Annotated in this window: 28 protein-coding genes; 14 read left to right on the top strand and 14 right to left on the bottom strand. The window is 34.6% G+C overall.

Features of this window, described 5'->3' with window-relative positions; genetic code table 11:
- Window position 1 precedes the first annotated feature (1 nt).
- The 6 genes from ACFO3N_RS15970 to ACFO3N_RS15945 all read left to right on the top strand — a co-directional run bounded on the left by ACFO3N_RS15970 (window position 2) and on the right by ACFO3N_RS15945 (window position 6,009).
- Entirely contained in the window at window positions 2-1,141 is a 1,140-nt protein-coding gene (locus ACFO3N_RS15970; RefSeq protein ID WP_379799276.1) for a CaiB/BaiF CoA transferase family protein, read from the top strand.
- Window positions 1,141-2,397: an extracellular solute-binding protein gene (locus ACFO3N_RS15965; protein WP_379799274.1), complete on the top strand. Its 1,257-nt coding sequence runs from the start codon at window positions 1,141-1,143 to the stop codon at window positions 2,395-2,397. The genes ACFO3N_RS15970 and ACFO3N_RS15965 overlap by 1 nt, the downstream gene beginning before the upstream one ends.
- A 33-nt stretch (window positions 2,398-2,430) precedes the next feature.
- The gene (locus ACFO3N_RS15960) at window positions 2,431-3,504 is read left to right on the top strand and encodes a Gfo/Idh/MocA family protein (protein WP_379799272.1); all 1,074 of its coding nucleotides are present in this window, start codon (window positions 2,431-2,433) and stop codon (window positions 3,502-3,504) included.
- Window positions 3,505-3,611: 107 nt separating this feature from the next.
- Window positions 3,612-4,052, top strand: a complete 441-nt coding sequence (locus tag ACFO3N_RS15955; protein WP_379799270.1) for a MaoC/PaaZ C-terminal domain-containing protein — start codon at window positions 3,612-3,614, stop codon at window positions 4,050-4,052.
- Window positions 4,053-4,247: 195 nt separating this feature from the next.
- On the top strand, window positions 4,248-5,552 hold the full coding sequence (gene fucP, locus ACFO3N_RS15950) for an L-fucose:H+ symporter permease (protein WP_379799268.1): 1,305 nt from the start codon (window positions 4,248-4,250) through the stop codon (window positions 5,550-5,552).
- A gap of 91 nt (window positions 5,553-5,643) precedes the next feature.
- Window positions 5,644-6,009: a hypothetical protein gene (locus tag ACFO3N_RS15945; RefSeq protein WP_379799266.1), complete on the top strand. Its 366-nt coding sequence runs from the start codon at window positions 5,644-5,646 to the stop codon at window positions 6,007-6,009.
- 47 nt (window positions 6,010-6,056) lie between these two features.
- Here the strand turns inward: ACFO3N_RS15945 and ACFO3N_RS15940 are convergent, their stop codons facing one another.
- The 4 genes from ACFO3N_RS15940 to ACFO3N_RS15925 form a co-directional block, all read right to left on the bottom strand.
- Window positions 6,057-6,542, bottom strand: coding sequence for a hypothetical protein (locus ACFO3N_RS15940; RefSeq protein ID WP_379799264.1), 486 nt, complete (start codon window positions 6,540-6,542; stop codon window positions 6,057-6,059).
- A 183-nt stretch (window positions 6,543-6,725) separates the two neighbouring features.
- A complete protein-coding gene (locus ACFO3N_RS15935) occupies window positions 6,726-8,132 on the bottom strand; it encodes an efflux transporter outer membrane subunit (RefSeq protein WP_250836378.1) in 1,407 nt (468 codons plus the stop codon).
- An 18-nt stretch (window positions 8,133-8,150) separates the two neighbouring features.
- Window positions 8,151-11,321, bottom strand: a complete 3,171-nt coding sequence (locus tag ACFO3N_RS15930; RefSeq protein WP_379799262.1) for an efflux RND transporter permease subunit — start codon at window positions 11,319-11,321, stop codon at window positions 8,151-8,153.
- A 5-nt stretch (window positions 11,322-11,326) separates the two neighbouring features.
- On the bottom strand, window positions 11,327-12,481 hold the full coding sequence (locus ACFO3N_RS15925; protein WP_379799260.1) for an efflux RND transporter periplasmic adaptor subunit: 1,155 nt from the start codon (window positions 12,479-12,481) through the stop codon (window positions 11,327-11,329).
- Window positions 12,482-12,746: 265 nt separating this feature from the next.
- Between ACFO3N_RS15925 and ACFO3N_RS15920 the strand changes: the two genes are divergently transcribed.
- The 4 genes from ACFO3N_RS15920 to ACFO3N_RS15905 all read left to right on the top strand — a co-directional run bounded on the left by ACFO3N_RS15920 (window position 12,747) and on the right by ACFO3N_RS15905 (window position 16,421).
- Window positions 12,747-13,796 carry a sensor histidine kinase gene (locus tag ACFO3N_RS15920; RefSeq protein ID WP_379799257.1) on the top strand — a complete coding sequence of 350 codons (1,050 nt, stop codon included), beginning with the start codon at window positions 12,747-12,749 and terminating at the stop codon, window positions 13,794-13,796.
- Entirely contained in the window at window positions 13,793-14,524 is a 732-nt protein-coding gene (locus ACFO3N_RS15915) for a LytR/AlgR family response regulator transcription factor (protein ID WP_095930718.1), read from the top strand. Before ACFO3N_RS15920 ends, ACFO3N_RS15915 begins: the two co-directional genes overlap by 4 nt.
- Before the next feature lie 19 nt (window positions 14,525-14,543).
- Window positions 14,544-14,837, top strand: coding sequence for a DUF3861 domain-containing protein (locus ACFO3N_RS15910; protein WP_095930719.1), 294 nt, complete (start codon window positions 14,544-14,546; stop codon window positions 14,835-14,837).
- 354 nt (window positions 14,838-15,191) lie between these two features.
- On the top strand, window positions 15,192-16,421 hold the full coding sequence (locus ACFO3N_RS15905) for a PQQ-dependent sugar dehydrogenase (protein WP_379799549.1): 1,230 nt from the start codon (window positions 15,192-15,194) through the stop codon (window positions 16,419-16,421).
- 146 nt (window positions 16,422-16,567) lie between these two features.
- On the opposite strand, the gene ACFO3N_RS15900 is transcribed toward ACFO3N_RS15905, so the two are convergent.
- From ACFO3N_RS15900 to ACFO3N_RS15870, 7 genes are all read right to left on the bottom strand, one after another.
- A complete protein-coding gene (locus ACFO3N_RS15900; RefSeq protein ID WP_379799254.1) occupies window positions 16,568-17,182 on the bottom strand; it encodes a thioredoxin family protein in 615 nt (204 codons plus the stop codon).
- A 6-nt stretch (window positions 17,183-17,188) separates the two neighbouring features.
- Window positions 17,189-17,668 (bottom strand): TlpA disulfide reductase family protein, encoded by a 480-nt coding sequence (locus tag ACFO3N_RS15895; RefSeq protein ID WP_095930722.1) that lies wholly within the window; start codon window positions 17,666-17,668, stop codon window positions 17,189-17,191.
- A 126-nt stretch (window positions 17,669-17,794) separates the two neighbouring features.
- Window positions 17,795-18,445 (bottom strand): Imm19 family immunity protein, encoded by a 651-nt coding sequence (locus ACFO3N_RS15890; protein ID WP_379799252.1) that lies wholly within the window; start codon window positions 18,443-18,445, stop codon window positions 17,795-17,797.
- Window positions 18,446-18,447: 2 nt separating this feature from the next.
- Window positions 18,448-18,765, bottom strand: a complete 318-nt coding sequence (locus tag ACFO3N_RS15885) for an aminoacyl-tRNA hydrolase (protein WP_250836385.1) — start codon at window positions 18,763-18,765, stop codon at window positions 18,448-18,450.
- Between the two features lie 96 nt (window positions 18,766-18,861).
- Window positions 18,862-20,211: a DUF6138 family protein gene (locus ACFO3N_RS15880; RefSeq protein WP_379799249.1), complete on the bottom strand. Its 1,350-nt coding sequence runs from the start codon at window positions 20,209-20,211 to the stop codon at window positions 18,862-18,864.
- Between the two features lie 19 nt (window positions 20,212-20,230).
- Window positions 20,231-20,896 carry an SMI1/KNR4 family protein gene (locus ACFO3N_RS15875; protein ID WP_379799246.1) on the bottom strand — a complete coding sequence of 222 codons (666 nt, stop codon included), beginning with the start codon at window positions 20,894-20,896 and terminating at the stop codon, window positions 20,231-20,233.
- 53 nt (window positions 20,897-20,949) lie between these two features.
- Window positions 20,950-21,600 carry an SMI1/KNR4 family protein gene (locus ACFO3N_RS15870; RefSeq protein ID WP_379799244.1) on the bottom strand — a complete coding sequence of 217 codons (651 nt, stop codon included), beginning with the start codon at window positions 21,598-21,600 and terminating at the stop codon, window positions 20,950-20,952.
- A gap of 286 nt (window positions 21,601-21,886) precedes the next feature.
- Between ACFO3N_RS15870 and ACFO3N_RS15865 the strand changes: the two genes are divergently transcribed.
- The gene (locus ACFO3N_RS15865; RefSeq protein WP_379799242.1) at window positions 21,887-22,804 is read left to right on the top strand and encodes a DsbA family protein; all 918 of its coding nucleotides are present in this window, start codon (window positions 21,887-21,889) and stop codon (window positions 22,802-22,804) included.
- A gap of 251 nt (window positions 22,805-23,055) precedes the next feature.
- Here the strand turns inward: ACFO3N_RS15865 and tnpA are convergent, their stop codons facing one another.
- Complete coding sequence (tnpA, locus tag ACFO3N_RS15860) at window positions 23,056-23,517, bottom strand: IS200/IS605 family transposase (protein WP_379799240.1); 462 nt, start codon at window positions 23,515-23,517, stop codon at window positions 23,056-23,058.
- Between the two features lie 324 nt (window positions 23,518-23,841).
- Window positions 23,842-24,315: a CinA family protein gene (locus ACFO3N_RS15855; protein WP_320493777.1), complete on the bottom strand. Its 474-nt coding sequence runs from the start codon at window positions 24,313-24,315 to the stop codon at window positions 23,842-23,844.
- Between the two features lie 347 nt (window positions 24,316-24,662).
- On the opposite strand from ACFO3N_RS15855, the gene ACFO3N_RS15850 reads away from it, so the two are divergent.
- Genes ACFO3N_RS15850 through ACFO3N_RS15840 form a run of 3 tightly spaced genes read left to right on the top strand, consistent with a single transcriptional unit; the run spans window position 24,663 to window position 25,894 of the window.
- Window positions 24,663-25,151, top strand: coding sequence for a hypothetical protein (locus tag ACFO3N_RS15850; RefSeq protein WP_379799239.1), 489 nt, complete (start codon window positions 24,663-24,665; stop codon window positions 25,149-25,151).
- 33 nt (window positions 25,152-25,184) lie between these two features.
- On the top strand, window positions 25,185-25,583 hold the full coding sequence (locus ACFO3N_RS15845) for a hypothetical protein (RefSeq protein ID WP_250836393.1): 399 nt from the start codon (window positions 25,185-25,187) through the stop codon (window positions 25,581-25,583).
- A gap of 38 nt (window positions 25,584-25,621) precedes the next feature.
- The gene (locus ACFO3N_RS15840; RefSeq protein WP_250836394.1) at window positions 25,622-25,894 is read left to right on the top strand and encodes a PrgI family protein; all 273 of its coding nucleotides are present in this window, start codon (window positions 25,622-25,624) and stop codon (window positions 25,892-25,894) included.
- A 75-nt stretch (window positions 25,895-25,969) separates the two neighbouring features.
- On the opposite strand, the gene ACFO3N_RS15835 is transcribed toward ACFO3N_RS15840, so the two are convergent.
- Complete coding sequence (locus tag ACFO3N_RS15835; protein WP_379798166.1) at window positions 25,970-26,056, bottom strand: IS3 family transposase; 87 nt, start codon at window positions 26,054-26,056, stop codon at window positions 25,970-25,972.
- Window positions 26,057-26,062: the final 6 nt, after the last annotated feature.

Raw genomic sequence — 26,062 nt, 5'->3', positions numbered from 1 at the left:
AATGAAACCATTAGAAGATTATTTAATTGTAGATTTCAGTCAGTTTCTTTCGGGGCCGTCGGCGAGTTTGCGTCTGGCCGATTTGGGAGCGCGTGTGATAAAAATTGAAAAACCGGGAACAGGAGATATCTGCCGTACTTTATATACTTCTGATTTGATTATGAACGGCGAATCGTCTGTTTTTCATACCATCAACAGAAACAAAGAATCTTTTGCGATTGATTTTAAACAACCAGAAGAGCTTCAAAAACTAAAAAAATTATTAGCGAAAGCTGATGTTGTCATGCATAATTTCAGACCTGGAGTTATGGAACGCATTGGTTTAAGTTACGAAGATGTAAAAAGCATTAATCCAAATGTGATTTACGGATCTATTTCAGGTTTTGGAGAACATCCCGATTTGAAAGATTTACCGGGACAAGATTTGCTTTTACAATCTTTAACGGCGCTGACTTGGCTGAGCGGCAATCAGGAAGATGGACCAGTTCCTATGGGATTGTCGATTGTGGATATGCTTGCGGGAGCGCATTTAGCACAGGGAATTTTAGCCGCTTTATATAGAAAAGCAACTCATAATATCGGCGCGAAAATTCAAGTCAGTATGCTGGAATCAGCATTTGATTTTCAGTTTGAAACTATTACGACCTTCTTTAATGATGGAGGCGAGTTGCCAGTTCGAACTAAAACCAATAACGCACACGCTTATTTGGGCGCGCCATACGGAATTTACAAAACCAAAAACGGTTATTTAGCTTTAGCGATGGGGTCAATTCCTGTTTTGGCTTCTCTACTAAAATGTGATGCTTTATTGGCTTTTCCTGAAAATAAATTTACGCTTAGAGACGACATAAAAAATATCCTTGCCGATCATTTGCAAACGCAGGAAACACAGTTTTGGTTGAATATTTTAGAACCAGCCGACATTTGGTGCGCAGGAGTTTTAAACTATCAGCAGTTATTTGCTGAAGATGGATTTAAGGTTTTGAATTTTACGCAGCAAGTCGAAATGCTTGACGGATATACGTATAAAACAACACGCTGTCCGATAAAAATTGACGGCGAATATCTGACTTCAGAAAAAGGTTCGCCAAAACTAGGTCAGGACAACGAGAAAATTATTAAAGAATTTATTGACTGTTAATGGAAAAAATTAGAATCGCCGTTCGTAAATTCGATCCTTTCGAAAGTACACTTCGAAAATTATGGGAAGCATTTTCACTTCAAAACAATATAAAAATTGAAGCCGAAATGGTTGCATTGGAACTTCATGATTTATATGAAACCACCATTTCAGATAAAGGCTTAAAAGAAGGGAAATGGGATATTGCTCATATCAATACTGATTGGATTTTTGATGCTGCAAACGAAAATGCGGTTCTTAATTTGTTTTCTTTAATTGGAGAAAATCCGCCCGAAAATTATCCTTTTGGATGGCATAAATCGCTTTTGCATTTGCAGAAACTAAGTAATGGCATTTTCGGACTTCCTTTTCATGACGGTCCAGAATGTTTGATATACCGAAAAGATTTATTTGAAAACCAGACAGAAAAAGATAATTTTAAAGAACAGTTTGGTTACGAACTTTCTACTCCAAAAACGTGGCAGGAATTTTCAGAGATAGCAACATTTTTTAATCGCCCCGAACAAAATTTATACGGTGCTGTTTTTGCCAATTATCCCGACGGACACAATATGGTTTTTGACTTTTGTCTGCAGTTATGGACACGCGGCGGTTCGTTATTAAACAAAAAAAATCAGATTGACATTCATAATGAAGCAGCAATAAAAGCATTGGATTTTTATCGAAAAATGGCCAATGACAAAAATGCCGTTCACCCAAAATCGAAAGAATTTGGTTCGGTTGAAGCCGGTTTGGCTTTCGCCGAAGGACAAGCCGCAATGGCAATCAACTGGTTCGGATTTGCTTCTATGGCAGAAGTAATTGAGGAATCGAAAGTAAAAGGAAAAATTGATATCACTTCTCTCCCATCTGATCCTGGGTATAAAACGGCTTCTTTAAATGTATATTGGTTGTATACCATTGGTTCTGGAAGCAAACACAAAAAACTGGCTTACGATTTTTTACGTTTTGCCACTACACCCGAAAGTGACAAATTATTGACCACAGAAGGCGGAATCGGATGCAGAAAATCGACTTGGAAAGATGCAGAAATCAATACTTTAATTCCGTTTTATCATAAACTGGAAATGCTTCATGAAAATGCATTGACACTGCCTCAAACGCCAATCTGGCCAAAAGTCGCAGAACTAATTGATGGTGTGGTTTTAAAAGCCATTGAAACGGATATTTCTTCTGAAATACTTTTAGAGGAAACTCAAAAGAAAATAAGAGAATTAAGTCAAGGAACAACATTACACGGCTCTGTCAAAAATTAAAATTGGCAGGCTTAATTTCAAAATATAGAACAAATGAATATTCCCTATAAACCTTTACTTCCCCAAACAGAACAGCCCATTGTGATTATTGGAGCGAGCGGTATTGTAAAAGATGCTCATCTTCCTGCGTACGAAATGGCTGGTTTTAAAGTTTTTGGTATTACCAATAGAACCATTTCCAAAGCATACGATTTACAGAAACAATTCAAAATTGATCATGTTTTTGAAAGCGTTGCAGATGCAGTTAAAAATGCACCTTCAAACGCTGTTTACGATATTACCGTTTTACCTGATCAATACATCGAAATCTTAGAACAATTGCCAGACGGAGCTGCGGTTTTGATTCAGAAACCAATGGGAAATGATTTGGCTCAGGCACGCGAGATTGTAGCAGTTTGCGAAAGAAAAAATCTGGTTGCTGCCATCAACTTTCAATTGCGTTTTGCTTCTTTTGTAAGCGCTGCAAGATATTTAATTGATCAGGGAATTATTGGCGAATTATACGATTTAGAATTCAAAGTTACCGTAAATACGCCTTGGGAATTATTCCCTTTAATAAAAGAACACCCAAGATTGGAGATTCTTTTCCATAGCGTGCATTACATTGACTGTATTCGATCTTTTCTGGGAAATCCGAAAAGCGTAATGGCAAAAACAGCAAAACATCCGCTTAAGAAATTATCATCGAGCCGATCTACTATTATTTTAGATTATGGCGAAGATAAACATGTTGTCATCAATACGAATCACGATCATCATTTTGGTCCAAAACACGAAGAAAGCTACATAAAATGGGAAGGAACAAAGGGCGCGGTTAAAGCAAAAATGGGCTTGTTGATGAATTATCCTGACGGTTTACCAGACGTTTTTGAATACGCGCTACCAAAAAAAGATAACGAAAAGGAATACGAATGGACAGAAGTTAAACTGGAAGGTTCTTGGTTTCCGGAAGCTTTTATTGGCGCAATGTCTAATCTGATGCGTTACAAAGAAGGTTCTGACTCAACATTATCTGCCAGCGTTCAGGATGTTTTAGGCACAATGAAGGTTGTGGAAGCTTGTTATGTGAGCAGTAAAAATGGCGGAATTTCTTTTGATGAAGTGTAATTAAAACACTATATTTCAAAACCAAAAAAAATAAATTTAAGCCTACTTTAAAATGAACGCAATTTTGACATTTATTTTAAGTAAGGCCGATAAAAAATATCAAGATTATGTATTTTAAATCGACTTTCTTCGAAGATTATAAAATCGACGATAAACGAATAACATTAGGCAGAACAATAACAGAAACTGACTTCGTAGTTCATGCCGGACACACGGGAGATTTCTTCCCGCACCACATGGACGAAGAATGGTGTAAAACACAACCTTTCGGACAAAGAATCGCACACGGAACTATGGTTTTTGCCATCGGAATCGGATTAACTGCTTCAGAAATAAATCCAGAAGCTTTTTCTAGAGGTTACGACAAAATGCGTTTTGTAAAACCGGTTCATATTGGCGACACCATTCATTCTGAAATTACGATTTCTGAAAAAGGAGAAGCCAAAAATCCAGAAATGGGAACTGTAACAGAACACGTAGAAATCATTAACCAGCGCGGTGAAATCGTTTTGGTATGTGATCACTTACTTTTAGTAAAGAAAAAATGATTTTTCTTCAAGTGACAAAGATACAAAGTTGCAAAGGGACAGAAGTTTCTAAACTTTGAACCTATGAATCTTTTGCCACTTCGAATTCGATAAAAACAAAGAAGATTGTGACAAATCGACAAAATTTTAAAAAACTTTGAACCTTTGTCTCTTTGTCACTTTGAACCTAAAAAATAACAAAAAACTATCTAAACAATGCAAATTACAAACCAAGCCGGTGATCAACACGAAGTGCCGACAGAAGGCGGAAAAGGAAATCAGTACCTTTTGCCTTTTATTCTCGTTACATGCCTATTTTTTCTGTGGGGAATGGCACACAATTTAGATTCTGTTTTGATTCCGCACTTAAAGAAAGCCTGCGAATTAAACAATCGTCAATCTACTCTAATTGATACTTCTGTATTCTTTGCTTACTTTATTATGGCTATTCCAGCTGGAATGCTGATTAAAAGATTTGGCTATAAAAACAGTATTATCACAGGATTGTTAGTTTTTGCTGTTGGAGCGTTTTTATTTGTTCCAGCTGCCAATACCAGAACTTACGAGTTATTCTTATTTGCGTTGTTCGTAATTGGATGTGGTTTGACAATTTTAGAAACAAGTGCGAATCCGTATGCGGCGATTTTAGGGCCAGCAGAATCTTCTTCAAAAAGACTGAATTTAGCAGCTTCTTTCAACGGATTAGCTGCCATGGTTGCGCCTATTGTAGGTTCTTTATTTATTCTTTCAGGAACCAATCATACACCAGAGCAAATGGCAGCAATGCCTGAGGCAGAAAAAGCAGCTTATTTATTGGGCGAAGCAGCTTCTGTAAAAATGCCATACATCGTTTTGGGAAGCATTTTGGTTTTGGTTGCTATTATATTTTACTTCGTACAACTGCCTTCAATGAAAGCAACTCATACTGAAGCGGAAATTAAACCAGGTTTTTTCTCTGTTTTAAAATTCAGACATTTAAGCTGGGGAGTTGTGGCGCAATTTTTCTATGTTGGAGCTCAGGTTTGCATCACAAGTTTCTTTATCAGAATTGCACAGCAAGGAGCCGGTTTAGACGAAAAAACGGCTGGATATTACTTAGGAATTTATGGTTTCCTTTTTATGGCGGGTCGTTTTATTGGAACCTTCTTTTTACGTTTTGTAAAAGATTACGTTTTATTGTCAATCTACTGCGTCATGAGCGTTTTACTATGTTTAGTAGCTATTTACGGTTCTGGAATTGTAGTGATTTACGCTCTTGGAGGAATCGGGTTCTTTATGTCAATTATGTTTCCAACGATTTTCTCTTTAGGAATTAAAGGCTTAAAATCGAATACTGAAACGGGTTCTTCTTGGTTGGTAATGTCAATTGTTGGAGGAGCAATTATTCCATACGGAATGGGAACTTTAATCGATATGAATCATGATGATATTCAGTCGGGATATATTATTCCGTTAGTTTGCTTTTTGATTATTCTTTCTTTTGGAGCTTTTGGACATAAGGTGAAAGCTGTTTCTGAATAGTTTTTAGCCACAACCCGAGCGATAGCGAACGGGCGAAGCAAATTGCACGAATTAACACGAATTTCTTTTTAATAAAATATTTAAATATCAATTGCCTCCAGCTTTAGCTGGAGGTTTTTTGTTTATTGCAAATAAAAAGGCTTTAGCCAAACTTTTGCGCTTAGTTTGGCTAAAGCCAATAAATATAGAATCTAGTAACCTCCAGCTAAAGCTGGAGGCAATTCATTTTAGCCATGAATTAGCAAATAAAATACAAAAGCTCCAGAGGAGCGAAATATTTATAGCAAAAATTCCCAGCGCAAGAAAAAAGCTCCGGAGGAGCTACATATTTATAGCACCTGAGGAGCGACATAATATCATCACAATACGTTTCCCGTGGTTGAAACCACGGGCTATGTTTGAAATATATAATCAATATATATTTTCCTTAGATAATATAATTTCATCAATGACATAAAATCAAAAACGCCTCCCATTGGAGGCGTTTTCTTTTAGTCATGTTTATTAATGGTGTTTGCCATTACCGTGATCGTGGTTCTTGTCTGACTTATTTCCTTTGTTTTTTCCTTTATTATCTTTATCATTTCCGTAATGATTCCCGTTGTTGCCTTTTGGTTTTTCTCCTCTATTTTTTTGAGGTTTTCCGTGGTAACCTTTCGGATATTCCGCTCTATGTTTTGTGTGATAGTAATAAGGAGAATCTCCTCTGTAATCAGTCAAAACTACTTTATAACCAGAATACAAATCATAATTTCTATATCTTGACGGAAGTCTTTTTTCACGCATCCATTTTCCGCTATTGTCGTAAATAAACACGCTTTGATTTACATCATAATACACATCGATGTCTGGCAAATAATAATATCTGCTGTTATCGTAACCTTGTGGTCCCCAATTTGGAGGAGTACCAATATTTACATTTACTGATACCTGAGCTTGAGCAAAAAATGCACTCATAAAAAGCATTGAGGCGAATACTAACTTTTTCATGTCTTTAGAATTTAAATGTTAATCTTAATAGATAATAATCGAAAGTAATGCCAAAAATTTGCGTGTTAAGCATTCATTATACAAAATTACTAAACTAATCGACGAATAGTACTTTTTAAACGATGTACTTTTCAAAAAAAAACCGTCTCAGATTTTGAGACGGTTTTTTATCATTATAAACAATTATTTCCAACCACCACCCAACGCTCTGTACAAATTAATAACAGCTTGCAATTTTTGAAGATTATCATTAACTCCGCTTAATTGCGCCGCTAAAAGATTTTGCTGTGATGTTAATACATCTGTATAGTTAGTTGCAGAACTGTATTCTAAAAGTTCTTGCGTAAAGTCTACTGCTTTCTCTAAAGCTGCAATTTGTTTAGCTCTAGAATCTTCTTTTTCAACAGCCATTTGATACGCATACAAGGCATTTGAAACTTCCTGACCTGCTACTAAAAGACTTTGCTGGAAATTATTGTATGCTTGTAATTGTTGTGACTGCGCCGTAGTCAATCTCATTTTATTTAAGCCATTATTGAATAAAGGCTGTGTTAATCCTCCAATAATCGAATAAAAAATAGAATGGCTGAAGAAATCATTCAATTCTAAATTTGAAAATCCTGTGCTTGCGGTAAGCGTCAGACTTGGATAAAAATACGTTTTAGCCAAATTAGTCGACTCAAAAGCGACTCTGAAATTAAATTCCGCTTGACGGACATCTGGACGATTATTCAATAACTGAGCAGGCATTCCGATTGCGATTTTTTCAGGAATAATCTGTGTTCCTAAAACGCCTCTATCAATTGGCCCAGGCCCTTGTCCAAGTAAAATATTTAAAGCGTTTTCGGTTTCACGAATGCTTTGTTTCAAATCTGGAATTAAAACTTCTGCCGCGTGCTGATTGGCTTCACTCTGAACAACCGCTGCACCTGTAACAATTGCTCCTTCTTTTAAAGCTTTAATCGTTTCAACGTTTTCGATACGAGTTTTTAAAGTTTCTTCCGTAATTCTTAGCGATTCATCATACGATAATAACAAGAAGTAATTATTGGCAATATCGGCAATCAACTGCGTTTGCACTGCTTGTTTTGCAGCATCGGAAGCTAAATAGGTTGCCAAAGCGGCTCTTTTAGAACTGCTTAATTTTCCCCAGACATCAATTTCCCATGAACTGCTAACGCCTAATTTGTAAGTTGTAGTTAAGGTATTAATATTGATTCCGGCTGGAAAGTTTAATCCTGCCTGAGATTGCTTGTTGTGCGTTACATTGGCATCCAATTGCAATGATGGGTAATAAGCCAATTTACTCTGGCGTAAAGAAGCTCTTGCCTGAACAATATTCTCAATTGCATTTTTCAGATTCAGGTTCTGTTCTAAACCTTTTTGAATTAATGCATTTAATTTTTCATCTTTAAAAACGGTATTCCAAGGCATATCTGCAATTGTAGTCGAATCGGTTGTAGACTGATCGCGATACAATTGATCTGTTTTTAAAGTAGTGGGGCGTTCGTATTTCTTGGTAACAGAGCACGCACTAATCAGTGCGGCTGTTATTACCAGTAGAATATATTTATTAGAACTATTCGTCATTTTTCTTGTAATTAAATTTTACTCTTTGTGAGCTTCTATTAAATGAATTTCGTCTTCATCGTCATCGTCGTCATCATAACCATCTTTCGCTGGACCGCTTATTTTTTCTTGTAAATTTTGAAAAATAATAAACAGAACCGGAATAACAAATACTCCTAAAATAGTTCCAATTAACATACCTCCAACGGCTCCAGTACCAATCGATTTATTACCAACAGCTCCAGCTCCTGAAGCAAACATTAAGGGAACCAATCCTAAAATAAAGGCAAATGATGTCATCAAAATTGGACGTAAACGCGCTACAGCTCCTTCAATTGCAGATTGTACAACTGGCAATCCTTTACGCCTTCTGTCCAAAGCAAATTCGACAATCAAAATACCGTTCTTCGCCAGAAGTCCGATCAGCATGATTAAGGAAATCTGCAGGTAAATATTACTATTTAATTTGAAAATAATCGAGAATAAATAAGCCCCCGCCAGTCCAAACGGAATTGATAATAATACGGCAAATGGCAGAATGTAACTTTCGTACTGTGCACTCAACAAGAAATAAACGAAAACCAAACATAAAACAAAGATGAAAATCGTCTCACTTCCTGATGCTAATTCCTCACGCGTTAAACCTGAGAATTCGTAACCATAACCTGCAGGAAGATTTTCTGCTGCTACTTCCTGAATTGCTTTAATCGCATCTCCAGAACTGTAACCTGGTTTTGGTGCTCCTGTAATCGAAATTGACGTAAATAAGTTAAATCTCGAAATAGATTCTGGTCCAAATACTCTTGTCATTTTTACAAACTCGGTAATTGGCGCCATATTTCCTGCACTATTTCTAACGAAAATCTTATTCAATCCTTCCGTATTAGCTCTAAATTCTGGAGCTGCCTGAACCATTACACGATATTGTTTTCCGAATTTGTTGAAATTCGAAGCGTACAATCCACCATAATAACCTTGCATAGTTGACAGAATCGTATTTATAGAAACTCCCGCATCTTTCGCTTTCGCTAAATTAATATCCATCATATACTGAGGGAAACCAGGGTTAAATGGCGTTGTCGCATATTGAATTTCTGGACGCTCAGATAATTTTGCTAAGAACTCATTATTCACTTTATAGAATTCTGATGTTGTATGTCCTCCTTTATCCTGCAATTGAAATTCAAATCCACCACTTTGTCCAAAACCTTGAATCGTTGGAGGCGAAATGAAGAAAATACTGGCCTCACGAATTCCGCTTGTTTTAGCAAAAAGCTGACCAATAACATCATCAACGCTAAGATCACGCTGATCCCACGGATATAATTTCACAATAACCATACTGTACGCACTACCAGCTCCAGCTGTAAAGTTCTGTCCAACAATACGAAGTGTATTTTTAACTCCTGGAATTGTTTTCGCAATACTATCTACTCTTTTTGCTATAATATCTGAACGCTCCATCGAAGCTGATGGCGGCAAACTAATATTAGCAAAAACAGTTCCCTGATCCTCTGAAGGAACGAAAGCTGAAGGCGTAGTTTTCATCATATAAACTAATGCCGCACCAGCAACTATAATAGAACCCAAGGCAATCCATTTTTTTACAGAAAGGAAACTTACTGAACGTTTGTATCTAGCGGTAACGTTATCAAACGCAACGTTAAATGAAGTATAAAAACGCTGTAAATAACTTTTATGTTTATGATCGTCAGCATGCGGTTTCAATAAAAGTGCACACAAAGCCGGACTCAAAGTCAAGGCATTTACTGCCGAAAGAATAATCGCAACGGCCAGTGTAATACCAAACTGTTTGTAGAAAACCCCTGTAGATCCTCCAATAAAAGTTACCGGAATAAATACCGCAGCCATTACCAATGTAATCGAAATAATTGCTCCGGAGATTTCGTCCATCGCATGGATTGTCGCTTTTTTAGCCGATTTATATCCGTGATCGAGCTTGGCGTGAACGGCCTCGACGACGACAATCGCATCATCGACCACAATACCAATGGCAAGCACCATTGCAAAAAGCGTCAATAAGTTAATCGTAAATCCGAATAAATTCAGGAAGAAAAATGTTCCTACAATCGCAACCGGAACTGCAATTGCCGGAATTAATGTAGATCTAAAATCTTGAAGGAAAATAAATACTACGATGAAAACCAATATAAAGGCTTCGACCAAAGTATGAATTACTTTTTCGATAGAAGCATCCAAGTTTTCGTTAACGTCCACCATAATAGTGTACTTCATTCCTTTTGGAAAACTTTTTGCCGCTTCTTCAATCAGTTTTTTAGAATTGATAATTACATCACGAGCATTAGATCCAGGCGTCTGGCTAATTGCCATCGCAGCCGATTCTACACCGTTTGTTTTAATGGTTGACGAATAACTTAAAGATCCTAATTCTACTTTAGCCACATCTTTAAGTCTCAGCATCTGCCCGTTTCCAACAGATTTTATAACAATGTCCCCAAATTCCTCAGCACTTGTTAAACGTCCTTTATATTTGATTACATATTGAAATGCCTGATTTCCGTTTTCACCAAATTTACCTGGTGCCGCTTCGATATTTTGCTCGGCTAAAGCTGCCGAAATATCACTTGGAATCAGTTTATATTGTTGCATTACATCTGGTTTCAGCCAGATTCTCATCGAGTAATCTTTTGCACCAAAAACGGTTACATCTCCTACCCCAACAACACGCTGAATTTGCGGTACAAGGTTAATCTTTGCATAGTTTTGAAGAAACGTCTGATCGTAAGCTTTATCATCACTGTATAAAGAGAAAATCAATAAGTTACTACTCTGACTTTTGGTTACTGTAACACCAGCCTGAGTTACCTCTACGGGCAATAAACTTGTTGCTCTAGAAACCCTGTTCTGAACGTTTACCGCTGCTAAATCAGGATTGGTACCTACTTTAAAGAAAACTTTGATAGAAGCATTACCATCATTGGTTGCTGTAGAAGTCATGTAAGTCATGTTTTCTACACCATTAATTTGCTCTTCCAACGGAATAACGATACTTTTCAGTACTACGTCAGCATTGGCACCAGTATAGCTAGCTGCGACGTTTACGGTTGGAGGCGCAATATCTGGATATTGCGATATCGGTAACTCAATTAGGCCTAAAACACCTAAGATGACGATAATAACAGATATTACCGTCGAGAGTACGGGTCTTTGTATAAACTTTTTAAACATTTTTTTTATTTTAAATCGGCGTAAACTGCTTCTTGGCTTTGATTATTAGGTTTAATTTCAGTTCCTTCTTTCAACGAAGCTACTCCTTCTAATACAATTTCATCTCCAGGATTTAATCCGCTTGAAACTACATAATAATTACCTGCTGAATTGTCAAGTACTGTGATATTTGCATTTCTTGTTTTCTTGTCTTTACCTACAACTACTGCAAACATTTTATCTTGTAGTTCAAAAGTGGCACTTTGAGGAATAATCAAAGCTTCTTTTACATCAGTCGGAATACGAACTGTTGTACTACTTCCGCTTCTAATAATTCCTTTTGGATTTGCGAAACGTGCTCTAACGTTTACCGTACCAGTTTCGGTATTGATTAATCCGTTTACCGTTTCGATATTTCCTTTTTGATCGTATAATGAACCATCCGAAAGCAATAAAGAAACTGCTGGCATACTTTTAATTTTTTGATTTAATGAACCTCCTCCATCTTTGGTAAAATTTAGCAGTGCTTTTTCATTCATTGCAAAATAAGCGTACACGTTACCAATACTTGAAACTGTCGTTAAAGGTTCTGCATTATTAGAACTAACCAAACTTCCTAAACGGAAAGGAATTGAACCTACTACTCCATTTACTGGACTTGTAACTGTTGTATATCCTAGGTTAACTTTAGCATTTACTAAAGCAGCATTTGCCTGTGCTAAAGATGCCATAGCAGACTCGTAAGTATATTGAGCCGATTCTAAATCGTATTTGCTGATAATTCCTTTTTCAACCAATGGTTTTACTTTATTCACAGCCAATTTTGCTGAACTTACCTCTGCTTGAGCACTTTTAATACTTGCCGTTGCAGTACGAACTTGCTGCTCATATTCTGGAGCGCTGATTTTAAACAATGGCTGGCCAGCTTTTACCACTGCTCCTTCATCAACATAAATCTTATCGATATATCCTTCAACTCTTGGGCGGATTTCTATATTTTGCTGTCCTTGAATACTAGCCGGAAAATCACTGTTTAACGTAGCTGATTCTGGCTGTAATGTAACAGTCTTATATTCTTTAATCTGCGGAGCTCCTCCGGCCTGTGCCGATTTATCATTTTTACCGCAAGAAGCGATAATAAGGGATGCTGCAAGAATGCTTAAAAATGATTGCTTATTCATCTTGAAAAATGTGTAATTTATCTATTATATGACAACAAAAGAACTAAAATATAACATGCGAAAATTTTCAAATAGACGAAGAGCCCGATATAATCGATAAAGGTAAGATGACAACCGATGGATTTTTTTCAAATATTAAACAAGTGTTTAATTTTTATCCCGTCGGCTCTAAAATGCTTTTTAGAGACTCTAAATCGAGGTTTAGCGATTGCCTAATTTTCATATTCAAATAAAATGTAATATTGCCTTAAAATCACAAATTATAATGGCACCGAACTTTTTTAGACCTTATCTATTTACTGGACTACACATTCTTGGCTGGTCGCTATTAGGGTATCTTATGCTGTTTTATATTCCACTGACTTGGAATGTTGTGCTTCCGCAAGCATTCTGGCTTTGGCAGAGTATTATATTGTTTTTATTAATGATTCTTTTTTATTCTACGGCAAAAAAAATAGTTCCAAAAACCATCATTAAAGACAATACTTCGGCATTTTTAATTTGGGCATTTGCAGCAATCATTGCCATGCAATTAATCGCTTATTTTTATACCTCACAAACCGACCTTCATACTCAAATCAGTAAAGCTATTGGCTTTAAAAAATATAAAAATCCGTATTTTGATAATTACGTCTTTACTTTGACATTATTGGTTTTAGGAATAAGCACCAGTTGGGCAATGCTAACGCATTGGCAAAAAGCAGCACAGCATAAACAGAAACTGGAACAAGACAAAACAATGGCAGAATTGGCCATGCTGAAAGCGCAAATTAATCCGCATTTTTTCTTTAATTCTTTGAATAGCATTTATTCTTTGACTTATACTGATATTGAAGATTCTAGAAATGCGCTTCATACTTTAAGCCGAATGATGCGTTACTTGCTTTACAGTACCGAAGGCGAACGAACGACATTACTTAAAGAGGTAGAATTCTTAAAAGATTTTATCGCTTTGATGAAACTACGTGCCAATAGCAAATTGACTATCAACACAGAAATACCCGAAAAACTGCACGATTATCCAATTGTTCCGATGTTATTACTACCTTTAGTAGAAAATGCGTTTAAGCATGGCGTTCATGCAACCGATAAAAGTGAAATACACATTAAACTTTCGCAAAACAATACACATCTAGAATTTGAAATAGAAAATACTTTTTTCGAAAAAACATCGGTTTCAGATGAAGGCGGAATTGGTTTAACCAACACCAAACGCAGATTGCAATTGATTTATCCAAATCAGCATTATATTTCTTTTGGAGTTACCGATCATGGAACATATAACATTAAACTCAAAATAACTTTAGAGCAATGACCGTATTAAAATGTATAGCAGTAGATGATGAACCATTGGCTTTAAAACTGGTAGAAACGTTTATACAGCAGACTCCTTTTTTAGAATTAATAACAACTTGCGATAATGCTGTAGACGCAATGGGCATCATTAGAGAAACAAAACCCGATTTGGTTTTCTTAGACATTAATATGCCTAATTTAACTGGAATGGAATTGGCAAGACTTCTTCAAGATCAAGCTGGACCATTGCCTAAAATCGTTTTTACAACAGCTTACAATCATTATGCAATTGAAGGTTATCGTGTTAACGCTGTAGATTATCTTTTAAAACCTTTCAGCTATGAAGAATTTCTGCGAGCTTCAAGCAAAGTTTTGCAATTAACCGAAGAAGCCAATAATACCTTTACCACGATTGCTGCAGATGACGAATTTATCTTTCTGAAAGTCGAATACCAATGGGTTAGAATTTCTCTAAAAGACATCACTTATATCGAAAGTTTAAAAGATTACGTAAAAGTACATCTTGAAGATTCTCAAAAAGCTTTAATGTCTCTTATTTCGCTTAAAGCATTAGAAGAAAAACTGCCTTCGTCAAAATTTATGCGCGTTCATCGTTCGTTTATTGTTTCGCTTGACAAAATAAGTGCTATTAGCAAAAACTCCATTTTTATAGATAAAATAGAAATCACAGTCGGCGAACAATACAAAGAAGCTTTTAAAACATTGGTCGAAAAGTGGCTTAAATAAAATTAGAATTACAAAAATCATGGAAAAAAGATCAAACAAATATTATCTTACTTTAAGTCTTAAGGAATATTCAAATGGTGAAACCGAACCAGCAAAAGAACTCGGAATCGAATTTGATAATCACGATGAAATCTTCGGAATTATTGAAAGAATAAAATCTAAGAACATTTTCGCAAACGAATCTGAAGCAGTTCAATTTGCTTTAGGATTAAAATTATTTAGCGAAATCAAATTAAAAAACCGCAAAAATCCTCTTTTTGAAGAATTAAATGAAGTTTTTCCGGTCTTCATGAAAAAATTAAAAAGTCTTTAAAATTCTCTTTAAAAATAAGACTTCAGCCCTGTTTTTACTGAATTCTTGAATGTTAAATTTCTGCTAAGAAAAAAACAATACAATTCTTACTGGCAATATTTTGTCACAATTTTCCGTTCCAATTAGGCATGTCCCACTAAATGCTTTTTCCAAAAGAAGTTTAATTTCTGTTTTTGAAATTCTTCTGCTTCATATAAAATGGCATAAGCATTTAGGCATTCTTAATTGAAAAAACAGAGCATTCATTTGAAACTAACCATTTCAACTTTATTGAATCTCTACTTATAATCTTCACTTTCGAAATGTTCGATAATGCAAAAATTATTTTTTAACCATTAAAATGAAAGCATTATGATGATAATTCAAAAAAGTATTTTTCTTCTGTCCACCATTCTTGTTTTGGGAAGCTGTTCGAATAATGACAATACTGATCCAGACACCGATCCAGGACCAACTGGCCCACCTGTAGAAACTGGTACAGCCAACACCACTTATCAGCCCGCATTTTCTGGACAAACACGAGCAGGAAGCATTCAAACTACCACAGAATATGAAGCTAAAATAATCACCAGCGGTTTAAGCGCTCCTTGGGGAGTTGCATATCTTCCTGACGGACGTCTTTTGGTAACTGAAAAATCGGGTAAAATTAGAATTGTGACTCAAGCTGGAGTTATAGGTGAGGCATTAACAGGCGTTCCTGCTGTAAATCCTGCAGATCAAGGCGGATTATTAGGTATTTGTCTAGATCCTGCATATGCTACTAACCGAATGATTTATTGGGTATTTTCTGAAATCGTAGCTGGCGGAAATATTACTGCTGTCGCGAAAGGAAGAATATCTGATAATGAAACTGCGGTAGAAAATCCAACAGTTATTTATCGTTCGAATACTCCAAATGCAAGCACGCTACATTATGGTGGCCGAGTATTGTTTGATAAAACTGGAAATTTATTTGTAAGTATTGGAGAAAGATCTGTTTTACAAACTCGTCCGTTGGCGCAAGCTGTAACGAGCAGTTTGGGTAAAATTGTACGCATTACAACAAGCGGACAAGCAGCACCAGGAAATCCATCTTTTACACAAACGGGGGCTTTGCCAGAACTTTATACTATTGGTCATAGAAATCCGCAGGGCTTGGCTGTTCATCCAACAACGGGTGACTTATGGCAAAGTGAACACGGCCCAAGAGGTGGTGATGAAATTAACCGAATTACAGCTGGAGCAAATTACGGCTGGCCAACAATTACTTACGGAATTGAATATAGTGGTACGAAAATTGGAGAAGGTATTACACAGCAAACTGGAATGGAGCAACCAGTCTATTATTGGGACCCTGTAGTGTCACCAAGTGGTATGACTTTCTACGCTGGAAACCGTATTCCAGAATGGCAAAATAACCTTTTTATTGGCTCATTGAGCGGCATGCACATTATACGTTTAGCTTTTAAAGACAATAAAGTAGCGGGTGAAGAAAGAATATTAGCAGGACAAGGTCAAAGATTTAGAGATATTACGCAAGGAAAAGATGAAGCATTATACGCCGTTACCGATCAAGGAAGACTTTACAAAATTGATAAAAAATAGAAAGTAAACTTGTTCACCATACATGCCAAAAACGCCCCAAATATGGGGCGTTTTTATTTATGTTTTTTTTGTTTCAAGTTTCAGGTTTCAGGTTTCAGGTTAAACGCAACGGAATAAAACCTGAAACTTGAAACTTGAAACAAAAATTAAGCTTTTGCTTTTCTTTTTACTGTACAGCCAATTTCTTTAGTTTGTGTAATTGCTGGTTTTTGACCACTTTTTAATGACGCAATTACATCTTCTGCATATTTTATTTTCTGTGGATTATTCCCTTCTGGATCATTGTCGATTGCTCCCACATATTCTACTACATTTCCTTTTGACGTTTTAGAAACGATAAAGATGTGAGGGGTACGTTTTGCACCATATTCATCAGTGATTTTTTGTCCTGGATCAAATAAATATGGGAAAGAATATTTTTTCTCTTTTGCCAAATCCTGCATTTTTGCAAATGTATCTGCATTAGAAGCTTCAGGATCGTTTGGATTGATTGCAATTACAGGATATCCTTGTGATTTGAATTTTTTATCTAAATCGATAATTCTCTGCTCATATCCAATTGCATATGGACAAGTGTTACACGTAAAAACAACAATATATCCTTTTGCATCTTTAAAAGTTCCAAAAGAAACGTCTTTGTTATCCACATTTTTCAGTTTGAAATCTGGAGCTGCATCGCCCGCTTTAAGTGTTACAGCATTTTGTGCATGAGATAGAAAAGCAGAAAATGCTAATGCTAGTAATAAGACTATTTTCTTCATAATGGTTTACAGTTTTTTATATTCAGTTAATAATTGTTCGTAGGTAAATTCGCTTTCTACAAATTTTCGTTTATCATTTTTAATAAAAAGCGTTGCCGGAATGCTTCCCGACCAGCTCGGATCAATTCGATCAATAAACTCTTGTGGATTACTTTCGTTTAAAAGAAAAACTTCATTCTTTAAATTTTTCCTTTTCACAAACGGAATTACATTTGATTGCAATTTGGACTTAAAATCTAAGCTTACCAATAAAACAGCTACTTTCTCTGATTTATGTTCTGCTCCCAATTTCTCAAAATGTGGCAATTCTTTTATACAGGGCGCGCACCAAGTTGCCCAAAAATTGACTACATAAGTGCTGTCTTTTCCGTTTTTAATTCTTTCGTTGAGCTGATTTATATTTAAAAGCTTTACGTTCTGATTGTATCCTTTTACAGAAAAAAGCAGAAACAGAAGAAAAGAAATTTTTAAAAGTTTATTTTTCATAGACCTTTTGATCTTAAATTTAATTTGTTTCCTACAAATATAAACTAATGCTTAATTAGATTTTGTTAATGAAAATTTAATGTACTTTTTAAGATACTAAGATGCTGAGATACTAAGGCGCTAAGTTTAAAGGTATTGTTTTAGAATTTTGTTCAGTTCTATTACATCTTCCTGATAACGCGGGTATGCTGTCAAATTCCTCACGCTATGATTTTCATTATTAGCCAAACCAATTTCTTCTATTTCTACAAATGGAGATTGCATTAGTAATCCGTTTAGGAGGCAATCTGCAATGTAATTGGAATGTGCATCAAATTTCGGAATTGTGTTCAAATGCTTTACAATAATGGGTTTTAAAATCGCTTTTTGATCTTCATAAATTCCAGTCATTGTTAGAAAAAGAAGAAATAGATTGGAATATTTTTTGAAAGACAGCAATTCTTCCAATGTAAAAAACCAAGCTTCAAAATGTCCTCCTAAATTTCCTATGTAAATATCATTCAGAAAAAAATTGATTTCATATTCGGCAAACTCAACTGCAAAATTTAAATTATCATTTATTCTGCCTGCTAGATATCGTGGATTTTCTTCTAAATCATCATAATTAAAAAATATCCTTTCCCATTCATAAGCTTCTGTTTCATTAATTTCTACAACTTCTAGAGCTTCATCAATATTTATTTCTTCTCTCTCATCAAAACCTCGTGACCAGCAGAAATAATATTTCCAGAAAAAGGTATTATGGCTGAGTTCTTCGATTTGTATTATTGCATTCATAATTACAGATTATCTTGAGGTGTCCACATTCTAAAAAATTTAAACATTTTAGAGTATTCTTCCCGTGGTACAAATGCCATACAAACTTCTCGGTTATCTAGTGCTGACTCGGTCAAAATAATATGATCCGGTTCTTTTCCTGCATTTATAAATTCTGTTTCAGAAACCACGCAGACCACTTTTTTAAATATTCCGTTTACCCATTTCTGCATATTTTCATTTTGCTCAAATTTTCTAAAACAAGCCAAAGATGCGTGGGCAGTTATTACCGGAACCAATTTGTCTGGAACGTCCTGTTTTACTAAAATGTACATTTTCATATTAAATCTTATTTCCTTTTTGGGTATTATATCTATACTACAAATATTTCTAACTACTTTTTCGTTTGATCTCAGGTTATAAACTACTTAAATTATTTAGAACAACTTTTCAAATAGTATTTTTTGTTCGTCTGATAATTGTCTGGCAATTTTAGCAAAATCTTTACTTTGCCCAAAAATCGTATACATAATACTTTCCCAACAATAATCTGCCATTTCCTGAGGATTATCTCCACTATTTGAATATTCATTTAAATCTTCTTCAGTAAAATAATACGAAATGAAATTCTCCTTGCTATTCAACAATAATTTTAAGCTATTCTCATTTGTAAAATAAGAAATGAAAACCTTATTATGCGGATGTTCCTGCATGGATAAAACAGCATTGATAAAGACTTTTATAGATTTTTCGGTTATGCCGAACTTCTCCAAAAATACAGGCGTAAATTTGGCATGAACAGACTGATGTTCGCCATCAACTGTTTTATAATACTCTATTAGCGTATCAAAATATTTTTGGTCTTGTAATCCTAAAGCAAAAACAGCAAAAGTCGACGGCATTGCACAATTCTCGTCTTCAAGATTGTTGTACCATTCGTATTCTTTTTTAGCCAGATTAATATATTCTAAAATATCTTTGTGAAGATTTGGATATTTTACCGCTCCAGCAAATAGATAGTTCTGTCCGCATTTTGGAAGTCCTTTTATTGGAAGCAACTCTTTGTTTTTGGAGGAAAATGCGATTTCATAGCTTTTAGGAAAATCAGTCTTCAGCAGATTATTTACAAAGTGTAATGCTTTTCTATAACTTTCTTCTGTTTCTGTAATCAGTTTTATATTGATTGTTGCAAAAACATCATTGGCTTTAGCTGTTAAATCACTGTCTTTGTGTGCACTCAATTCTTTTGGAAGTTTTCCTGTTCCGTTTTTCTTTAATTGAGTTACTTCGTCAGACCCCAATTCTGTTACAACATCAAAATACTCATTTGCAGTAACTGTGGCATAACTTGGGCCGTATTTAATATGAGAAACAGCAATATAGCATGTAAAACTTAAAAGCTCTTTTTGCTCTTCCGTCAATATGCGTTCTGGAATCTCTTCTGCTGTTTTGGGTATAAAAATCTTGTATTTGCCTTTTTTTACTCTTTCAAAACTATTAAAAACCAATTCGTCTGCTTGTAATCCTAATGTATAACGGTAGCTATCAAATCCAGTAAGTTTTCTAAGTTTTTCGACAAATGAAATATAAAATTCTTTTGAGAAAGGTCTGGTCTTAAAAAAATATTCGATTATGGATGATAATAGAAATTTTTCGCCCGAATCTAATACATACGGATTTGGATACGATTTATCAATTGTAATTGTATTATTATCAATCGCTTCTATGAATTTTTCTAAAAGTGCTTCGTTGTTTTCTATTTTGACTAAATAGTTTAATTCTCTCATTATATTTTATTCGTTTTTCTTATAATTTCTTTAAATCCGTCTCGATTCGTTTTTTCGAAAGCAGAAAAGTTTTTAAATCCATTTTCCCCTTTGCTTTATTGTCTTCTAGTTCCTTTAATTCAAGGCGGAGTTCTCTGTATCGAATCTCATTTTCTGATAGTTCTTTTTGAGGATAAAGCACATCCAGCTCATCTTCTACATTTGTGGTTTTACTCAAGACTTCTTCTAGCGAGTTTCCTAAAAACACCCAACAGTCATCATCATATCCAATATTTCCAGCAGGAATGAGAATTATCGGGAAACCCTCGTTTTCTCTGAGATCATAAGCATAAAACTTCCCTCCACCATTAAAAGCTATTGGAAGAAATGCCGGCGCCCAAATTGGAAATCCGTAATTTATATACATCTGGCGAATTTCTTCTAACGAAAAAAAGCCAAATTCACGTTCTCCATTTATAATTCCACCACCGTTTGAATACTGCAAAAGTTCGATATATTCTTTCGGAAGCCTTAGCTGTTTAGGAATAGGGAAATATTTTGGATCTCTACCATTTGGATACAAACTCTCCATATCAGGAAAATTGTCAAACTCATCTTTTGAAAATAATTTAGTAAAGAAATCTTCTGAAACCGATTCTGTTAAAGCTGATTGTTTATCGAAAAAAGTAAACTTACTGAACCACATATTTATTCGGTTTCATCATCTTCATAAGCATCCTCATCATCATACGAAAGATATTACCAATCGATATCTATATTATCGAGAATGGCATCAAATCGTTCCTGATTGCTTGATCCAATAAAAGCTCCCGTACAATTGTTTTCTTGATCGAATGACAAACTGATTACAAAATAAAAATCATCTGTATATACCTTTTGGTTTTCTCTACTGATTTCAGGAACAAGTGTATAATTTTCTTCAACCAACTTTACAATTTCTGAATCGATTTCTCCAAAATGATTTCCATTAAATTGAAGTCCACCCAATGTTCCGCTGAAAACTGCCATAAATAGAAAAAAGTTCTCCGTTGTTTGAGTTTCGATTTCCCAATCCGATTTTTCAATTGTATCGTAATTGCCGTAAACTGGAGGATTTTTCTTTGATAAATCTTCCTTTTTAATTCCCCAAAAAGCAACATTTTGATTTTCTTCGTAAAAAACCAGAAAATTATCATCTGAAAATCCAATTTCATTTTCAGGTTTCAAAAGTCTGTTAAAACTGTAATTAAGGTTTTCTTCTTTTCCTAATTCCAAATAGTATTCTTTGAGTTTTAAAGGAAGTTTAATCTCTAATTTTTTCTCAAGATCAAGGATTTGATTTTCTGAAAATCCGTAGTTTTCGTTTTCAGACAAATTGTAGAGGCGTTTAATTTTTTGAATGTAATTCATTTTGGCTGTAGCTTTAATCAAATGTGAAAATACACAAAAACGGTGTAAGATTGCAACTACTTAATACTAGAAGTTTATTTTTTTTTTGAGAAGAATATACAATTCGTAAAAATTGTTTTTTTTCTAGTCACTTTTTTTTGACTAATTGACTTGTGATGATATTCGGCTGAACTTTGCCATAAATTCAAAAACTCGGGAGTACATTTTAAAAATTTCTATGAAAATACTGTCGCTACTATTAATCTTGATTTGCAGTTCAAGCTGCCAATCGCAAACAAATTTAAAAATGAGTGAAGACAAAACAAATCCGCTAATGTGTGATCCTGTTAGCGGAATGTGCGAGATGCCTGTTGGCGAAAAATCAAATGAAAAAACAGCTATTCCAACTGAAAATAAACCTGTAAAAATTATTTACTATACTGATCCTATTTGTTCTTCTTGCTGGGGAATTGAACCTCAGCTTAGAAAATTAAAACTTGAATATGGCGATTATTTTGAAATTGATTACCGAATGGGCGGCTTATTACCCGATTGGAGTTATAACAGCGGCGGAATAAGCAAACCTTCTGACGTTGCACATCATTGGGATGAAGCGAGTTTGTATTACGAAATGCCCATTGACGGAAATGTTTGGATTGAAGATCCGTTAGATTCTTCTTATCCTTCTTGCATTGCCATGAAAGCGGCTCAAATGCAGAGTAAAGAAAAAGCTGTAAAATTTATGCGTATTCTTCGCGAAAAGCTTTATCTCGATAAAAAGAACATCGCCAAATGGGAAAACATAGCAGAAGCAGCAAAAATTGCCGGTTTGGATGTTCAAAAACTAAAAGCAGATTATGAAGGAGATGCCAAAAAGCTTTTTCAAGAAGATTTAAATTTAGCCAAAACGCTTGGAGTACGAGGTTTCCCAACCTTATTTTTAGCCGATGCTGATAATAACCAATTAACGGTTTACGGTTCTAAACCTTATGCTGCTTATGAAAATGCTTTATTAGCATTATTTCCCGATGCAAAAAAGAAAACCATTAAAAATGAAACTCCACTAGATTTATTTCAAATTTTCCCAACATTAGCTCCAAAAGAGTATGCTGTGATTTTAAATAAATCGATTTCTGAAGCTACTTTTATTTTAGAAAAATTACATCAGCAAAATTTATTGGATAAAAAAGCAATAAAGAATGGTTCGTTTTATATTAAAAAATAAATAAAATAATATTGAAATCATGTTCCATCGGAACATTTGGTTGGTAGAAAAAAAATAAATGGATGGTTTGTTTCGTCCCGTAGGAACGTTTGATTGATTATCATTTTAAATTAATCTCAATTTATCAAACGTTCCTACGGAACGTAAAAAATGAATGAATGAATTTCTACCGACGAAATGTTCCGATGGAACATATGGAATATATAAAAATATGTACGTTTTGGATCGTCTCATCGGAACATCCGTTTACGTTATAAAATTGGTTCTTTAAAAATGTATTGATTATCAAATTCTACTTCAAAAGCTATCAGCTGTTTCTGGTATTCTTCTAAAAATGTTTCTTTTTTATGATGCTGTTCTTGATTTTGAATGTACCGAATGACATTCGGCACATGGCTTCTTGAATATGAAAAAGCGCCATAACCTTCTTGCCATGAAAAATCAGCAGCCAATTTTTCATCTTTAATCCATTTGCTAGTTTCTGTTTTTATATTTTGGACTAGCATAGAAATAGATTGTGTAGGACGCATCCCAATAAAAATATGAATATGATCTGGCATACTATTAATACATAACATTTTATGATTATTGGCTTGAATTATACCAGTAATATATTGATGTAATTTGTCTTTCCAGTCTGTTGCAATCAATGCTTTTCTATATTTTACCGCAAATACAAATTGTATATGCAATTGTGTGTATGTATTTGCCATAACCAACCAAACGTTCCTACGGAACGAAAAAATAATCCATCATTAAAAGTTCTACCGATGAGATGTTCCTAGCGGAACATTTTTTCTCTTAGTGATGTAAATTTTAAACATTCTATTTTTTCGGATAGCTACTAAAAGTCATATGAGTATTAGTTTAAGACAAAAAAATGTTCCGTAAGGAACATTCTTCGAATCTTATTAATCAAGACATTTTAAAAATTTCAATCCATTAGCGTAAAAAAAATGTTCCGCTAGGAACATCTCATCGGTAGAAAAAAAAATGTTTGCGTGATTGTCGTCCCGTAGGGACGTTTGATTGGTTTATTAAATTTCTCTCAAAATCAAATCGGCTACAACATCTATTGCCTGATTAATAATCTCTTCTGGATTTCCTTTAAACTCAAAACGTTTGGCAATTTGTATTTCGCCAAAGATGATATGGATAAAAATAGTTCCAACAGGTTTAGACTCACTTTCGCTTCCGCCAGGTGTAGTTAATCCCGTTAAACCCACACATATATCAGAATTAATATAACGGTAAAAGTTCTGTGCCATTAACTTGGTCACTTCTGCAGATTCGGCACTGTATTGCTCAATTGTTCCCCACGGAATATGAAGCAAATCTTCTTTCATAGACGAATGATAACAAACCATTCCTCCTATAAGGATTCTTCCGGAATTAAAAACTGTGGAAAATTCATAACACATTTTTCCTGCCGAAGCGCTTTCAGCAAATGCTATAGTTAAATTCTTTTCTATTAAAGCCTTACAACATGCCGTTACCTTATCTGATGCCATACCGATTTAAATTTAATTGCACATTAATTTCATCTCAAATGTAGATTGTTTAAACACAATTGCCTTACATAATTTCTTACAACATTTATAATATAAATAACTGTTAATTATGCAACTATAATGTTTTTTCATATAAGGTTTCTGATCTATTTACAGGGTAATTTTGTAAATACAGCTTTTCTTAGTGACTTTATAAAAGTACAAGCCAGAAAAAATTAAAAGCCGAAAATAGGTCATTTAAAGAAAAGCTAAGGACACGGATTACAGGAAAACTGTAAAAATTAAGGAAGGTCTTCATCATGAAGATTCAAAATTGGAAATAAATAACAAATCAAAAAAACACTATTATGGAAAAGCAACATAACCATGATTATGGTCAATTTGATCCTGATTATATCGAACAAAACACACTTGTAGATGGTTCTTATTCTAATGAAGACGAATTTAAACAAGTTTTGAAAAAAAATGATAACAGAGAATTTGGCGAAAGCGATCCCGATCATTACGAACAAAATACGCTAGTTGATAATGACAATTATGCACGAGATGAAGATCCGTATCAATATCAGGAAGAGTTTATTGAAGATCCTACTCATCTAAAAGGCGATTTTGAACCCAATACTACTATTCGTTCAGAAAACATTCCGAATCAGGAAAGAATCATCAATGAAGATGATGCCATTACAAACGACGGCACAGAAGATGACTTAAACGATGATTATGATCCGGATCTAGATTACGAAAAAGATCGTGAGAAAGAGGAAGATTTGGATAAGGATGAAGAATTGGATGATTTTGACGCAGAACATTATCCTGAAAACCATCCTAGAGAATAGCAAAAATTATCGTAAATTGTAAAGCATTAATTTATGTCTATAGCAGTTCAAATTGTCTGGCTTTTTGTATTAGCAATTCCGATTGCCTGCATCAGCTGGACTGTCACACATGAAGAGATTTTTAGAGAACCGCATGAATGGTGTGTCAAACATTCTAAAAATGACAAATTTATACTGTCAAGAAAATTTTTCTATCTCCTTACCTGTGAATATTGCTTTAGTCATTATGTTACAATTGCCTTTCTGATTATCTGCGATTATAAACTTTTGTTAAATGATTGGAGAGGATATATTTTGGCAGGGTTTTCTCTAGTTTTTATGGCAAATGTTTATATGAGTCTTTTTGCTCTATTGCGCCAAGCTATAAAAAAGGAAAAGGTCGAAATTGAAAAAATTGAAAGTGAAACTGACACTGAAAACAGTAAAAATTAAAAAATAACAAATAAGTATAATTAAAATTAATTGGCATTATGGAGAATTTAAATTTTATAGACCCATTATTACACGGAATTGAACCTCAAAAGCAACCGTTAAATCTGTCAGTAAAACAAATGGTTTGTGCTGGTGTCGGTGCTCTTGTTGCAGCGGCAGTTTTAAAACAAACGGGGCATAAAAAAGTAGGTGCTGTTGTAGGCGGTCTTGCATTACCAATTTTAGCATCGGCTTGTTATAAAAAATACAGTCAAGTATCTAAAGAAAAAATTGATGCGCAGGCAAGCAGCGGTATCGAATACAATCATTAAACGTTTAAATAAAATATCATAAAAAAGAGCGCTTATTACTTTAGACTGCACCCAAAAGTTTAGACAAATTAATAATTAAGTTTTATAATAATGAGCTCGATATTGTATCGGGCTCATTCCTTTTAGATTAAGTTTAATTCTGTCATTGTTATAATAATTTATATACTC

The sequence above is a fragment of the Flavobacterium chungangensis genome, from assembly GCF_042654045.1.
Taxonomy (GTDB): Bacteria; Bacteroidota; Bacteroidia; order Flavobacteriales; family Flavobacteriaceae; genus Flavobacterium; species Flavobacterium chungangensis.
Note: the sequence above shows the minus strand (reverse complement) of the source record. Positions and strands in the feature narration are given on the sequence as shown.

Bases quoted from the DNA above. Each gene is read 5' to 3' on its own strand.
- ACFO3N_RS15935 (WP_250836378.1), bottom strand. From the start codon at position 8,132: ATGACGAATAGTTCTAATAAATATATTCTACTGGTAATAACAGCCGCA.
- ACFO3N_RS15970 (WP_379799276.1), top strand. From the start codon at position 2: ATGAAACCATTAGAAGATTATTTAATTGTAGATTTCAGTCAGTTTCTT.
- ACFO3N_RS15900 (WP_379799254.1), bottom strand. From the start codon at position 17,182: ATGAAGAAAATAGTCTTATTACTAGCATTAGCATTTTCTGCTTTTCTA.
- ACFO3N_RS15870 (WP_379799244.1), bottom strand. From the start codon at position 21,600: ATGAATTACATTCAAAAAATTAAACGCCTCTACAATTTGTCTGAAAAC.
- ACFO3N_RS15915 (WP_095930718.1), top strand. From the start codon at position 13,793: ATGACCGTATTAAAATGTATAGCAGTAGATGATGAACCATTGGCTTTA.
- ACFO3N_RS15905 (WP_379799549.1), top strand. From the start codon at position 15,192: ATGATAATTCAAAAAAGTATTTTTCTTCTGTCCACCATTCTTGTTTTG.
- ACFO3N_RS15965 (WP_379799274.1), top strand. From the start codon at position 1,141: ATGGAAAAAATTAGAATCGCCGTTCGTAAATTCGATCCTTTCGAAAGT.
- ACFO3N_RS15940 (WP_379799264.1), bottom strand. From the start codon at position 6,542: ATGAAAAAGTTAGTATTCGCCTCAATGCTTTTTATGAGTGCATTTTTT.
- tnpA (WP_379799240.1), bottom strand. From the start codon at position 23,517: ATGGCAAATACATACACACAATTGCATATACAATTTGTATTTGCGGTA.
- ACFO3N_RS15895 (WP_095930722.1), bottom strand. From the start codon at position 17,668: ATGAAAAATAAACTTTTAAAAATTTCTTTTCTTCTGTTTCTGCTTTTT.
- ACFO3N_RS15845 (WP_250836393.1), top strand. From the start codon at position 25,185: ATGTCTATAGCAGTTCAAATTGTCTGGCTTTTTGTATTAGCAATTCCG.
- ACFO3N_RS15955 (WP_379799270.1), top strand. From the start codon at position 3,612: ATGTATTTTAAATCGACTTTCTTCGAAGATTATAAAATCGACGATAAA.
- ACFO3N_RS15910 (WP_095930719.1), top strand. From the start codon at position 14,544: ATGGAAAAAAGATCAAACAAATATTATCTTACTTTAAGTCTTAAGGAA.
- ACFO3N_RS15865 (WP_379799242.1), top strand. From the start codon at position 21,887: ATGAGTGAAGACAAAACAAATCCGCTAATGTGTGATCCTGTTAGCGGA.
- ACFO3N_RS15850 (WP_379799239.1), top strand. From the start codon at position 24,663: ATGGAAAAGCAACATAACCATGATTATGGTCAATTTGATCCTGATTAT.
- ACFO3N_RS15925 (WP_379799260.1), bottom strand. From the start codon at position 12,481: ATGAATAAGCAATCATTTTTAAGCATTCTTGCAGCATCCCTTATTATC.
- ACFO3N_RS15840 (WP_250836394.1), top strand. From the start codon at position 25,622: ATGGAGAATTTAAATTTTATAGACCCATTATTACACGGAATTGAACCT.
- fucP (WP_379799268.1), top strand. From the start codon at position 4,248: ATGCAAATTACAAACCAAGCCGGTGATCAACACGAAGTGCCGACAGAA.
- ACFO3N_RS15885 (WP_250836385.1), bottom strand. From the start codon at position 18,765: ATGAAAATGTACATTTTAGTAAAACAGGACGTTCCAGACAAATTGGTT.
- ACFO3N_RS15875 (WP_379799246.1), bottom strand. From the start codon at position 20,896: ATGTGGTTCAGTAAGTTTACTTTTTTCGATAAACAATCAGCTTTAACA.
- ACFO3N_RS15920 (WP_379799257.1), top strand. From the start codon at position 12,747: ATGGCACCGAACTTTTTTAGACCTTATCTATTTACTGGACTACACATT.
- ACFO3N_RS15880 (WP_379799249.1), bottom strand. From the start codon at position 20,211: ATGAGAGAATTAAACTATTTAGTCAAAATAGAAAACAACGAAGCACTT.
- ACFO3N_RS15930 (WP_379799262.1), bottom strand. From the start codon at position 11,321: ATGTTTAAAAAGTTTATACAAAGACCCGTACTCTCGACGGTAATATCT.
- ACFO3N_RS15855 (WP_320493777.1), bottom strand. From the start codon at position 24,315: ATGGCATCAGATAAGGTAACGGCATGTTGTAAGGCTTTAATAGAAAAG.
- ACFO3N_RS15890 (WP_379799252.1), bottom strand. From the start codon at position 18,445: ATGAATGCAATAATACAAATCGAAGAACTCAGCCATAATACCTTTTTC.
- ACFO3N_RS15960 (WP_379799272.1), top strand. From the start codon at position 2,431: ATGAATATTCCCTATAAACCTTTACTTCCCCAAACAGAACAGCCCATT.